The 12,594-nt window shown below is 65.2% G+C and carries 12 protein-coding genes; 7 read left to right on the top strand and 5 right to left on the bottom strand.

The genetic code is table 11. The features are described 5' to 3' along the window. The first annotated feature begins 165 nt into the window (after nt 1-165). Nucleotides 166-1,041: an MBL fold metallo-hydrolase gene (locus CAL18_RS15635; RefSeq protein WP_094818254.1), complete on the top strand. Its 876-nt coding sequence runs from the start codon at nt 166-168 to the stop codon at nt 1,039-1,041. Here CAL18_RS15635 and CAL18_RS15630 read toward each other — a convergent pair. The 5 genes from CAL18_RS15630 to CAL18_RS15610 all read right to left on the bottom strand — a co-directional run bounded on the left by CAL18_RS15630 (nt 1,038) and on the right by CAL18_RS15610 (nt 5,119). Next, on the bottom strand, nt 1,038-1,499 hold the full coding sequence (locus tag CAL18_RS15630) for a carboxymuconolactone decarboxylase family protein (protein WP_026639017.1): 462 nt from the start codon (nt 1,497-1,499) through the stop codon (nt 1,038-1,040). The two genes, CAL18_RS15635 and CAL18_RS15630, sit on opposite strands and share 4 nt — an antisense overlap. Before the next feature lie 145 nt (nt 1,500-1,644). Continuing rightward, nucleotides 1,645-3,069: a PLP-dependent aminotransferase family protein gene (locus CAL18_RS15625; RefSeq protein WP_094818253.1), complete on the bottom strand. Its 1,425-nt coding sequence runs from the start codon at nt 3,067-3,069 to the stop codon at nt 1,645-1,647. A gap of 35 nt (nt 3,070-3,104) precedes the next feature. Beyond that, on the bottom strand, nt 3,105-3,755 hold the full coding sequence (locus tag CAL18_RS15620) for an FMN-dependent NADH-azoreductase (protein ID WP_026639019.1): 651 nt from the start codon (nt 3,753-3,755) through the stop codon (nt 3,105-3,107). Beyond that, nucleotides 3,752-4,135: a GNAT family N-acetyltransferase gene (locus CAL18_RS15615; RefSeq protein WP_432759146.1), complete on the bottom strand. Its 384-nt coding sequence runs from the start codon at nt 4,133-4,135 to the stop codon at nt 3,752-3,754. The genes CAL18_RS15620 and CAL18_RS15615 overlap by 4 nt, the downstream gene beginning before the upstream one ends. Nucleotides 4,136-4,324: 189 nt before the next feature. Continuing rightward, nucleotides 4,325-5,119 (bottom strand): helix-turn-helix transcriptional regulator, encoded by a 795-nt coding sequence (locus CAL18_RS15610; RefSeq protein WP_026639021.1) that lies wholly within the window; start codon nt 5,117-5,119, stop codon nt 4,325-4,327. Between the two features lie 103 nt (nt 5,120-5,222). Here CAL18_RS15610 and CAL18_RS15605 point away from each other — a divergent pair, with 103 nt between their 5' ends. The 6 genes from CAL18_RS15605 to CAL18_RS15580 all read left to right on the top strand — a co-directional run bounded on the left by CAL18_RS15605 (nt 5,223) and on the right by CAL18_RS15580 (nt 12,590). Beyond that, nucleotides 5,223-6,806, top strand: a complete 1,584-nt coding sequence (locus tag CAL18_RS15605; RefSeq protein ID WP_094818251.1) for an MFS transporter — start codon at nt 5,223-5,225, stop codon at nt 6,804-6,806. Between the two features lie 226 nt (nt 6,807-7,032). Then, the gene (locus CAL18_RS15600; RefSeq protein ID WP_197022085.1) at nt 7,033-7,479 is read left to right on the top strand and encodes a hypothetical protein; all 447 of its coding nucleotides are present in this window, start codon (nt 7,033-7,035) and stop codon (nt 7,477-7,479) included. Further along, nucleotides 7,476-8,006: a fimbrial protein gene (locus tag CAL18_RS15595; protein ID WP_094818250.1), complete on the top strand. Its 531-nt coding sequence runs from the start codon at nt 7,476-7,478 to the stop codon at nt 8,004-8,006. The genes CAL18_RS15600 and CAL18_RS15595 overlap by 4 nt, the downstream gene beginning before the upstream one ends. A 224-nt stretch (nt 8,007-8,230) precedes the next feature. Beyond that, complete coding sequence (locus tag CAL18_RS15590; protein ID WP_094797313.1) at nt 8,231-8,950, top strand: fimbrial biogenesis chaperone; 720 nt, start codon at nt 8,231-8,233, stop codon at nt 8,948-8,950. A gap of 5 nt (nt 8,951-8,955) precedes the next feature. Beyond that, nucleotides 8,956-11,457, top strand: a complete 2,502-nt coding sequence (locus CAL18_RS15585; RefSeq protein ID WP_249278419.1) for a fimbria/pilus outer membrane usher protein — start codon at nt 8,956-8,958, stop codon at nt 11,455-11,457. After that, nucleotides 11,445-12,590 (top strand): fimbrial protein, encoded by a 1,146-nt coding sequence (locus CAL18_RS15580; RefSeq protein ID WP_170940373.1) that lies wholly within the window; start codon nt 11,445-11,447, stop codon nt 12,588-12,590. The genes CAL18_RS15585 and CAL18_RS15580 overlap by 13 nt, the downstream gene beginning before the upstream one ends. The last annotated feature ends 4 nt before the right edge of the window (nt 12,591-12,594 follow it).

Below are 12,594 nucleotides of genomic sequence, written 5' to 3'. Positions count from 1 at the left end.
CGGGGCCGGACATGGCCTGCAAAGTCAGGCAGCCTGGAACGCCGTTTCTCGTTGCTCGACCAGCGCCGTCAGTATCATGTTTACCGCGGCGGTGAGGCCGCATTTTATGTAGTCGATTTCGCTAACCTGTTAACGTATGGTCTGGGCCTACACCGGGGTTTACACATGGCGCAATCGGCATTGATCCGGGCTTTTTTCGATGAAGCCACCAACACGGTCTCTTACCTGGTTATCGATCCCGATACCATGCAGGCGGCGGCGATCGATCCCGTGCTCGACTACGACCATCGATCGGGCGAGTTCTCCACGCAATCGGCGGATGCCATGGTGGCGGCGGCGCGCGTCGAGGGGGCCACTATCGTCAAGGTGCTGGAAACGCATGTGCACGCCGATCACCTGAGCGCCGCGCCGCACATCAAGGCATTGACGGGCGCCACCGTCGGCATAGGCGAGCATGTGAGCGCGGTGCAGAAGATTTTCCAGCCCGTGTTCAACCTGGAGAGCCTGTCGTGCCGCGGTGCCGAGTTCGACGAGCTTTACCATGACGGCCAGGAGTTCTTGCTGGGGGCGCTGCCGGTGCGGGTGCTGCACACGCCCGGCCACACGCCGGCGTGTGTGTCCTACCTGATCGGGGACGCGGTGTTTGTGGGCGACACGCTGTTCATGCCCGACTACGGCACCGCGCGGGCCGATTTTCCCGGAGGCGATGCACGCGTGCTGTATCAGTCGATACGCCGTCTGCTGGCTTTGCCTCCCGCCACACGCGTGTTTACCTGCCACGACTACAAGGCGCCCGGGCGCGATTTCTACGCATGGGAAAGCACAGTACAGGCGCAGCGTAGCGGCAATGTGCATGTGCGCGACGGCGTAGGCCAGGACGAGTTCGTGGCCATGCGCACGCAGCGCGATGCGGGCCTGCAGGCCCCGGCGTTGCTGCTGCCGTCGCTGCAGGTTAATTTGCGCGCGGGCGGCCTGCCGCAGGCGGAAGACAATGGCATTCGCTACCTGAAGATCCCCATGCGCGCCGCGTCCGCGAGTTAAGTGCCGGCGCGCGCGGCGGCGGCAGGCGGGTTGCGAAAACCCACGCCCAGTCGGTTGAGTGCGTTCATCAAGCCTATCGCATAGGTAAGATCGGCCAGTTCTTTTTCGTCGAATGCCGCGGCCGCGGCGGCGTACTGTTCGTCCGGCGCGCCGGTGGCCGCGACGTTGGTCAACGTTTCCGCCCAGGCCAGTGCGGCGCGCTCGCGGGCCGAGAACATTTTGCCGGCTTCCCGCCATACCGGCACCAGCACCAGTTTGTCGATGGCAAGGCCTTGCTCGAGCAGGTCGCGTGAATGCATGTCTATGCAGTAGGCGCATCCGTTGATCTGCGACACGCGCAGGTAGACGATGTTGACGAGTTCGCGCGGCAGGCCGCAGGTGTGTAGATAGGCGTATACGCCGCGCAAGGCCTTGAAGCCGTCCGGCGACGCCTTGGCGTAATCCAGGCGTTGGGTCATGTTGTGGTTTCCGTGAACTTGATTGCAATGCAAGAAGCACGATGATGGCCGGCCATGGACCAGCTTGAAAGAGCCAAGATCTGCCTTACGCTCTGAGCCATGCGTGTGCATGGGCAGCCCTGCGTGCGAGCACGGCAGGCGCCGTTCAGAGCACTTCCAGGATGCGGCGGCCCAGCGCTTGCGCTTCTTGTCGGGTAGGAATGTTGGTAAAGCCCAGCAGCAGCCCGCGGTGGTTGCTGCGCGACTGGCTCCATGTGCTCAGCGCGTGGGCGTACATGCCGCCGGCGAGCATGCGGGCGGCGAGTTGCTGATCGGATGCGCGGCCGGCGGGCCGCACGATCAGGTGCATGCCGCCAGGCTGGGCATCGATACGGACGTGGCGGCCCAGCACATCCAGCAATCCGGCCGTCGCGGCCTGCCGCCGCTCGCCGTACAGCCTGCGCATGCGCTGGATATGCCGCGAAAAATGGCCCTCGCCCATGAACGCCGCGACAGTGGCCTGGGTAAGCGGGGGGCTGCCGGCGGCGAGTATGTCGTTGATGCGCTCGAAGCGCCCGATCAGGGATTCGGGTACCACCAGGTAGGCGAGCCTGATGCCGGGATACAGCACCTTGCTGAATGTGCCGGCATAAATAACGCGCTCGTCGCGATCCAGGCTTTTCAGGGCTGGCAGCGGGCGGCCGACATACCGGTATTCGCCGTCGTAGTCGTCTTCGATGACCCATGCCCGGGCGCGTGCGGCCCAATCCAGCAGTTCCATGCGTCGCGGCAGGGCCAGCGACATCGACAGCGGGCTCTGGTGGGCGGGAGTCACCACCACGGCGCGGGCGCGGGGCGCAGCGCCCATGCCGGCAGAAATCGACAGGCCTTGTTCGTCGACGGCCACGGGTACGGCACGCATATGCAACAGGGCCAGCAGTTCGCGGGTGGGAGGGTACCCCGGGTCTTCGACCCATACAGAATCGCCCGGCTTCAAGAGCGTATGGGCGGCCAGCGCCATGCTGTGACGGTACCCCGAGGTGACGATTACCTGCGCCGGCGTGCATGCGATGCCGCGAGCAACATTCAGGTAGGCTGCGATTGCCGCGCGCAATGCGGGCAGCCCGCTGACTGCGGGGTGGTTCATGTCGGCGGGCTGCATGGCGCGCACAGTGCGTGCGGCCAGCCGCGCCCAGATCTTGCGCGGAAACGCATCGAGCGCGGGCAGGCCCATCTGAAAGGGCAAGACGGGTTGAGGCCGCGGCTCGAGCGTGGCGGGATGGGGGTGGTCGTGCGGGGCAGCGCTGGCGCGGGCCGCGCCGCGCGCGTTCAGGTGGGGCGACACCACCGTGCCGGCCTGGCCGCGGGCTTGTGTGTAGCCTTCGGCGGCCAGTAATGCGTAGGCCGATTCTACGGTGCCGCGCGCCAGCCCCAGCTCTTTGGCCAGGGCGCGAGCCGACGGCAGGCGCTCGCCCGGCGCCAGCAAGCCGGCGACAATGGCGCCGCGAAAGCGCTGATAGATTTGCCGGTAATACGACTGAGGCGCCGCCCGGTCCAGCGGCGAAATGCTGCCGGGTTTTGCTGCTGCCATGGCCCGCCCATCTGGAGACATACGGTGCCGGGAAATTATAGGGCTGGTATCTCGGCGCCGCGCTGCACAGTACTTGCGTGGAAATGGGCGTCTATGGATGCGATGGCGCAGCTTCGTGCCGCCCCGACTTTATCGGGGTCTGCGGCGGTGCCCTGTACAGAGAAGAAAGTAATGTCGCGGATGCCGATGGTGTTCAGCACCGCTGTCAGGTAGGGCGTCAGGAAGTCGGGCTGGCGCGGCGGCTCGTCCGCGTAGGTGCCGCCCGATGCAACCGCCACGAAAGTGGGCCGGTCGCGCAGCGTGCCGATCTTTCCTTGCCGCGTGGGCTGGAAGCTGCGATACACCCGGACGACATGGTCGATCCAGGCCTTCAGGTTGGAAGGCACGGTGTAGTTGTGCATGGGGGTGCCGATGACCAGGCAGTCGGTTTCTTCCAGTTCGCGGATCATCTGTTCCGATGCCGCCAGCGTACCCAAGTGGTCTTTGCCAGCAGGCGCTGCGAAGCCGCCCAGCACGTCGGCATAATCTTCATCCACGTGCCCGGCGCCGGCTCCCGCGAGCGGACGTTCGATCAGCCTGGCTGCGGGGTATTGCGCGATAAGGCGTTCAACGACGGCCTGGGAAAGGCGGTAACTTTCGGACTGATGCCCACGCGGGCTGCTGGTGATGCGTAGAATGGATTTCAAATGGGTTCCTTGTTGATCGGACTTGAGAACCGCATGGCGCCGGACAGCAGGCCCTGGCGGAAATAGAAGCGTTGGGCCAGCGCGTTGGACAGGCCGGTATCAAGCACCAGCTTCGCGCAGTTTTCTTGTTCGGCGATGTGTGCCAGTTCATCGAGCAGCCGCGCGCCGTGGCCCTGGCCACGCTGTTCATCGCGAGTAACCAGGTCGTCTACGTACAGGAACCGGCCATAGATCAGGTTTTCTTGCAGGCGGTATCCGGCCGCGGCAATAACGGCATCGTGTTGCCACACGCACAGTATCTGGTAATGCTCGCCTGCCATGCGGCGTACGCGCGCCAGGAGATCCGCGGGGGTTTGCAGATGCGGACGCAATTGCTGCATTACCGGAAAGCAGGCTTCAACCTCTGCTGGCGTGCGGGCATGCCGCAGTACCGATACGTTCAACGATGGCTCCCTGGATGACTGCTCCGGCTGCGCCGTCGGCGATCCGGTTGGCAACCGTATGATAGGCGCGCCATGACGCATTACCAAGGGCCAAGATATGCAATATGGACTGGGCCATGCGGGGCGTCACGCCATGGCCGGGAAATACACCACCAGCTTCAGATGCCGATGTTCATCCACTACCAGCGTCTCGTGGTGGTACTGATAAGGCTCGCCTTGCGTATCGATGATTGACGCAATGCCGCGGCGGGCGGGATGCTGGGCTGCCGTGTCCCAGCATTGCCGGAAGCCCGGCGACATCTGTTTCAAGTCGTCGATCAGGGCCAGCATGGCCGGGTCGTCCGGCGCTACGGCGAGGTCATAGCGGAATTGAGCAAGCAGCCCTGGCGCATCCTCGTGCCAGGCTGGCAGGCGCGGCCGCATTGCGGGGTCGGCGAAGAACATGCGCAGCAGATTGCAGTCGCCGGCGGGCCGGCCGGCGAGCGCAAAGACCCTATCGGCGCAAGCGTTCCACGCCACCACGTCCCAACGCAGGTTCTGCACATAGGCAGGCCTGGGCAGGTCATCGAGCAGTTGCTGGATCGCGGGGCTGACTGTCAGGCGTTGATGCGCCTCTGGCGGCGGCGGGCGTCGGTGCGCCAGTAAAAACAGATGGCTGCATTCGGCATCGTTCAGCTTGAGCGCGTGGGACACCCTGAGCAGGAATTTTTCCGACACCCGGATGTCGCGCCCTTGCTCGAACCAGGTGTACCAGGTAAGGCCCACGCCTGCCAGCGCGGCGACTTCTTCGCGCCGCAGGCCGGGGGTGCGGCGGCGCTCGGTGGCGGGTAGCCCTACATCCGCCGGGGCCAGCCGCCTGCGATGGCGCACCAGGAACTCGGACAGGTCGGAACGGGTGCGATCAAGGCTGCGGTCGCGCATGTGTATTGCCTCCAGTAATAGGATAAACGCTTAAATTGTCATAGGACGATATTGCATTGAAGATGGCAACCCCGCAATCGAACTCGACCAGCAGGCCATTTTCATGAACCAAGATCGCCAACTCGCCGCGGCAGGCGCCGCTTCTGTGCGTAGACCGCCGACGGTTCCCCAAAGGGCGGATGCCCGCGCATGGGCCGGACTGGCATTGTTGTCGCTGCCCACCATCATGCTGGGGCTGGACCTGACCATGCTGCACCTGACTTTGCCTGCCCTGGCGGCGGACTTGCAGGCCAGCAGCACGCAGGCTTTGTGGATCATGGATGCCTATGGCTTTTTGATTGCCGGCTTTCTGATCACGATGGGCACGCTGGGAGATCGCATCGGCCGCCGAAAACTGTTGTTGATTGGCGCCGCGGCGTTTGCCCTGGCGTCGGTGGCCGCCGCATTCTCGACCAGCGCCAATATGCTGATCGCGGCGCGAGCGGCCCTGGGCGTGGCCGGCGCCACGCTGATGCCATCGACGCTGGCGCTGATCAGTAACCTGTTCACCGACCCGAAGCAGCGCGCCGTTGGTATCGGCATATGGGCCACGATGTGGGGAGTGGGGTCGGCTGCGGGGCCGATGGTGGGCGGCCTGATCCTGGAATGGTACTGGTGGGGCGCGGCGTTTCTGATTGCGGTGCCGATAGTCGGCGTGCTGCTGATCCTGGGGCCCTTTTTGTTGCCCGAATACCGCGCGCCGCACCGCGAGCGCCTGGACCTGCCCAGCGTGGCTTTGTCGCTGGGCGCCATGCTGCCCATTGTGTATGGCATCAAGTTGATCGCCAAGTCCGGCTATGCGCATCAGGCCGCTGTCGCCGTGTTGCTGGGTGTGCTGTGCGGCTGGGTGTTTGTCAGGCGCCAGCGGCGGCTGGCCGACCCGTTGCTGGATCTCGGCCTGTTTGCGAATCGCGGGTTCCGCGTTGCCTTGCTGGTGCTGTTGTTGGGGCTGGTGTCCGTAGGAGGCGCCATGTTGCTCACCGCCCAGTATCTGCAGCTGGTGGCCGGGTATACGCCCTCTGCCGCCGGCTTGTGGATGGGTGCGGCGGCCCTGGCCATGGTCGTGGGCGGTGTCGGCGCGCCGTTCGCGGCACGCGTGATACGCCCGGGCCTGGTGGTGGCCGGGGCGCTCGCGCTCTCGGCGGCCGGATACCTGATGCTCGCGCTGGTAGACAGCGGCGGCTCGGGGGTGATGCTGGCCGTCGCCGCGCTGGCGCTGGCCTACCTGGGCAATGGCACGATAGCCGCGCTGGGAACCGAACTGGTCGTGCATGCCGCCCCCGCCGACAAAGCGGGATCGGCCTCGGCCATGACTGAAATGGCGCAGGACCTGGGGATATCTCTGGGCATTGCGCTATTGGGCAGCGTTGCCGTTGCAGTTTACCGGGGCGGCATGGCCGACAGCGTACCGGCGCATCTGCCCATGGACGTTCGCGACGCGCTGGCCGATAGCCTCTGGGCGGCGGCATCTGTGGCGCCGCAGCTGCCGGCGGGCCTGCTCGAACAGGCGCGCGGCGCATTTGTCGACGGCCTGCAGGCGGCGGCTTATTTCAGCACGGTGAGTGTGGCGATACTGGCCGCCGTTGCCGCGATGACATTGCGTTCGATCGCGCCCAGCCCGCCTGTTCGGGCCGGTTCGGCGTTGTGAAGTAATTGATGCAAACGATGCATGAACAGGAAAAAATTCTCTGACTGTATCAGATGGATTCGCCCGGCTGCGGCGCTTGTCCTGGGATTCTGACGCATATTTCGGCGCTTTTGCACTAGGTCAAATTCATAACCGCGTACCGACCCTACCATGCCGTTGCTTTCTTCATGGAAGACAGTAACGGCAGTTTGCCGTTTCAGCGTGGACCTGTTTACTGATCGCCTGCATGAGCAAACTAGGAATATGGGTGGACTTCAACGAGAAGGTCGTCTGCAACGAGTTGCGCCGCCAGGGCCTGGTGTCTTTCGACACCTGGCTTATCGACGCACGCTATTGCAAGGCGCGCTTCTGTCGAATCACCTACCAGGGCTATCGCCTGTGGGCGCTGCCCTGTTTGCGGCTGATGCGACAGCATGCCGGGCTGGCCCGCATGCTGGCCACAGCCGTGCGATGGATGTCGGCCGATATGGCATTCCAGGGGGGCCTGCGGCGCAGGCGCCACTGGCGGGGATGGATGGTGCATCGCTGCATCTTCTGGCCCGCCAACTGGCTGCTGGGCCTGGCCGTGTCGGCTTGCAAGGTGGTGTCGGCGGCTACATCCGCGCCTCGGCGGGCAATCGGTGCAAGGTCCACACCCTGGCGTCCTTTTAATCAGTTCAATCGACAATCATGAAAAAAACTTTACTTACGGTGGTGGCCTCTGGCGTGCTGGCCGCTCTGGCGGGCACTGCGGCTGCCGACACGGGAAACATCTCGTTCATCGGCGAAATTACCAACGCGGCATGCGCCATCGGCGGCGGCCAGGATGGCGCGGCCATGACCGTTGCCATGGGCAGCGTACCGGCCACCATGTTCGCAGCCGTTGGCGACCGCGGGCCGCAAACCGAGTTCGTCATCAAGCTTATCGGCTGTGACACCAATGTTGCAGACACCGCATCGATTTCGTTCAGCCCTGCGGCGGGCAGCGTAATCTCCGGCCGCCTGCTCAGCCTGGAAAACGGCATGGGCGCCCAGGGCGTGGCGGTGGGGTTGGCCACGGCCGCCGGCACCGACATCGTGGTGGGCGGCGCCGCCAGCGACTACATCCTGATCGACGGCACCAACGAACTGCGGTTCAAGGCTTTCTACGAAGCCACGGCCTACCCGGTGACGGCCGGTAGCGCCAACGCCCGGGCGGTGTTCCAGGTGGACTACTCCTGATCCGCCGCATCGGCGGGCCGGTTCACAAGACTGGCTTTGCCGCGCACGAAGTTCGCACTGATGGCGGCCGCTACGCGGCCGCCGCCCCACGCCCGGGCCAAGCCGGCCGTCTGCCCCCGATGTCGGGCGGGCCGCCCACGAACCCCCGATCTGGCGGCGTGCATGCCGCAGCGTTGGCCAAGGTACCTGGGCCGGCGCAGATCTGGCCGTTAGAAGCTTTGTAAATGAATACCTCGATCCGACGCATGTGCCTGGCTGCCTTGCTCTTGTGCAGCACGGGCGCGGTGCAGGCCGGCATTCAGTTGTCGAGCACGCGCGTCATCATGAACCACGAACAGAAGCATGTTTCGGTGTTCGCCAAGAACATCGTGGCCGAGCCGTATGTGGTCCAGGCATGGATAGACGGCGCCGCCGAAGAAATGGAAACGCCATTCTTCATTACGCCGCCGCTGAGCCGGTTCGACGCGGGCGTGGAGCGGCGCCTGACCATCACCCGGGTGGGCGAGGGCATGCCGCAGGACCGCGAATCGTACTACTGGATCAATGTGCTGGAGATCCCGCAGAAGAAAAACGCAGCCGACAACACTTTGTCGCTGGCCATGCATACGCGCATCAAGCTGTTCTACCGCCCCGCGTCCGTGCTGAAGCAGCCACGCGGGCCCGAGCTGCTGCAATGGCGCCTGGGGCGCGACGGCGGCGCGTGCCGGCTGATGCTGCACAACCAGTCGGCCTATACCATCAACTTCGCCCGCATCGAGATTGCGGGTGAAGCCGCAGATTTCGGCCGCACCGTGGTTGCCTTGCCCCTGGCCACGACGGCGGTAGCGCTGAGCCGCTGTCCGGCCACGGACACCACGCAGGTCATCGCCCACGTCGTCAATGATTATGGCGTCGTCGAGGCCTGGCCTGCTGCCACGGTGACGCCGGCCACGCCGGCGCGCTGACCGACATGAATAGGCGGGTTGGCATGCCGGCATGGGCCGGCGGTGCAACGCTGGCATGTGCCGCGCTTGCCTGTGCCGCCGGCCAGCGCGACGAGGCGGCGGTGTTCGACAGCAGCTTCCTGTACCGCGCGCCCGGGCAGGCCGAGCATGTGGATCTGTCGGTGTTCGCGCACGCCAGCCGGGTGTTGCCGGGCCCGCGTTCGGTGACGCTGCGCCTGAATGAGCAGTTCGTGGATGTGCGCGTCATCGAGTTTGTTGCCGTGCCCGGCCAGGAAGATGCCGAGCCCTGCCTGTCGGTATCCGCACTGCGGGAACTGGGTGTGAAGGTCGATGCCTTTGCCGCGCTGGCGTCATTGAAAGATGACGCATGCGGGCGCACGCTGCAGGCCATACCGTCTGCGCAGGCGTCCTATGACGAAGGCGCCAACGTGCTGAACGTTTCGATCCCGCAGGCCGCACTGGACCGCAAGGCGCGCGGGGCGGTTGCGCCAGACCGCTGGGACGCGGGCACCAACGCCATGTGGTCGTCGTACCGAATTTCGTACAACCGTACGCGGTCAAGCGACGGGCCCTTCACGTACAAGAACCAGACGGTATATGTCAATTTGCGCAACGGGCTTAACCTGGGCGCGTGGCGCCTGCGCGGCAATGGCAATTACTACACCGATGACCGTACATCCAGGTGGGATTGGGCCGACCTGTATGCCGAGCGCGATATCGCGTCGTGGCGCGGGCGGTTGCGCATGGGCGACAGCGCGACCGACGGTAGGGTATTCGAATCGGCGCGCTTTCGCGGCCTGCAGATACGGTCAGACGACGGCATGCTGCCAGACAGCCAGCGCGGATACGCACCTGTGGTGCGGGGCGTGGCGGCCAGCAGCGCCAAGGTCACCATCCGGCAGAACGGGCAGGTGATCTATGCGACGTTCGTGCCCGCCGGCCCGTTTGTGATCGACGATCTGTACTCCACCCCGGGCGGAGGTGACCTGGAAGTGACGGTGGACGAACTGGGCGGGCGCAGCACGCAGTATCTGCAGCCGTTCTCGGCCCTGCCCACGATGATGCGCGAGGGCGTGTGGAACTACAACCTGATGCTGGGTGAGCATCGCCACAACAATGCGGCGACGCGCCCGTTGATGGCTCAGGCCGCGCTGGCTTATGGGTTGCCGCTGGGCCTGACTGCGTATGGCGGGTGGACGATGGCGCAAGGCGGCTACCAGTCCGGCGCGGCGGGCGTGGCGGCGAATCTCAGGCATCTGGGGGCGGTGTCGGCAGACCTGACCGGATCTCGATCGCGCAATGCGCAAGGCGCCAGCATAACGGGTTCGGCCGCGCGCATTCAGTATGCAAAGTCGTTTCCCGGCAGCGGCACGGATTTCACGCTGGCCAGCTATCGCTACAACTCCGAAGGCTATCGCAGCCTGAACGACGCGGCGCGCGATCGCGGGGAGCATCCCGACAGGGCCGATTTCCGCCGCCAGCACGAGTACCAGTTGTCGGTGTTGCAGCGGATGGGCGGCAGGGCATCGCTGTCGCTCAATTTTTACGGCATTGCGTATCGCAACGCGCCGCGCAACGCGCGCTACGCCCAATTGGGATATTCCAGCACGATCGGGCGGATAGGCTATTCGGTGACTTTTGCCCAGAGCGTCAGCGCGTGGCGCCAACGTGAGTCGACGCTGATGCTGAACTTCAGTATTCCGCTGGCGGGCAACCATACTGCCAGCTATGCGTTCAACCGCACTGATCGGCAGGGTTCGAGTCACAGCGTCAACCTCAGCGGTGCCATGCTGGACGATTATTCCCTGAGCTACGCCCTGCAGGCCGGGGCGGCGCGCGGCGCAGGTGCCTATAACGGCGCAACAGGCTATGGGTCGCTCAGTTATGCCATGCCTGTGGGCCTGGCCACGGCCAGTCATGCAACATCGGGCGGCGCAACCAATACGTACCTGGACGTCAGCGGGGCCGTGCTGGCCGATGGCAAAGGGCTGCTGTTCGGGCAATCGCTGGGCGAGACGGCCGTCATCGTCGAGGCGCCCGGCGCCGCCGGCGCCGTGGTAGACGCGATGCCCGGAGTACGCACCAATGCGGCGGGCAGGGCGCTGGTGCCGTACGCCAGCCCTTATCGCGAGAACCGCATATCGCTGGATGCCGGCGCCGGCCTTGACGGGGCGCTCTTGAAACAGAACGTGCAGACGGTGGTGCCGACCCGCGGGGCCATTGTGGTGGCCCAGTTCGACACGCAATTGGGGCGCACTTTGCTGGCGGTGCTGAAGAACGCAAGCGGCAAGGTGCTGCCTTTTGGCGCGGCAGTGTATGACGCCGAAGGAACGCAGCAGGGCATCGTCGGCCCCGTGGGCCGCGCGTGGCTGACGGGCCTGCAGGGTACGTCGCGTTTTACCGTGAAATGGGGCGAGCAGGCGGACCAGCAATGCAGTTTCGAGATCGATATCACCCAAGAACAGGATGCCGCTCCGCAGGCGATGGAGCTGACATGCCTGTCGTGATGTGCGCGCGACCCTTCTGCCGGCGCCCCGGCGCGAAAGCGGCACAAGCTCTGGCGCTGGCCCTGGCGTTGGCCGGCGGCGCGGCGACCGCGCAGGCCTGTTCGGTCAATCGCGGCGGAACCACGAGCAAAAACAACTATTACGCGGCCTACGACGCGTCGCTTTTTCAGATCCGGGTGCCGCCGGGCCGCGCCAGCTTTCCCCTGCCGGCGTACCCCGTGGCTGGCGAGACGCTGTTCGTGGCGGAAATGCCCTTGCCGGAGCTGGGATCGGGCTCGGCCCAGGGGCGGGCGGCGCCGCTGTACGCCTGCAACGCGGGCGCCGTCGAGACATTTCGCGGCGGCACGGCCCTGGTGGCCGGGCATCCCGACGTGTATGCATCGGGCGTGCAAGGCATTGGATACCGGGTTTACTACTATTACATCGACGCTTCGCAGAACGAGGTGGCGCCGTATTCCGCCAACAACACGTACAAGTCCGGCGCTTTGGTATTTCCGTTCAATGGCTCGGCCGGCATGGGCACGGGTCTGAAGGCGCGGATCGAATTCGTGGCGACGGGCGAGCCGATCTTGCCGGGGCAGCTGTCACCGTCCAACGTCTACGGGCAGGCCGCGGTAAGCAATGTGGGCAATGTGGCTGTGCCGCAACTGTACCGCGTGCAGCTGGCCACACCGGTTGCCGTTACGCCGCCTACTTGCGACGTGCAGAATCCGGCCGCGCTGACGGTCAGGCTGCCGGCCGTGCCGGTGCACTTGTTGTCCGCATCGCCGGGCCGGGACATTACCAGCACGTCGATCGAGGTCGCGTGCAGCTCGCCGAGCGAGGCGTCGCCCACGGTGACGATCATTCCCAATAGCACGGTGGCGGGCTATCCAGCCACGCTGGCCAACCAGGAAAGCGGCACGTCCGCCGCCGACGGCGTGGGTGTTCAAGTGTGGGTCTACGACCCGGCCGCCGACGCCTATCGCCTGCCGGCTTTCGGCGTGGCCGAGCCGGGGCTGGGGGCGCCGATGGAAGGCGTGCCGTCCCGCCGCTGGCGATACCTTGTGGGAGCCAGCTATGTGCAAGTAGCCGCGCCCGTGCGCGCCGGAAAAGTACGGGCCAGCGCCACGCTGAAGTTCACCTACCCTTGATTAC

Origin of the sequence: Bordetella genomosp. 7 (assembly GCF_002261415.1) — a bacterium.
Taxonomy (GTDB): domain Bacteria; phylum Pseudomonadota; class Gammaproteobacteria; order Burkholderiales; family Burkholderiaceae_B; genus Bordetella_A.
Note: the sequence above shows the minus strand (reverse complement) of the source record. Positions and strands in the feature narration are given on the sequence as shown.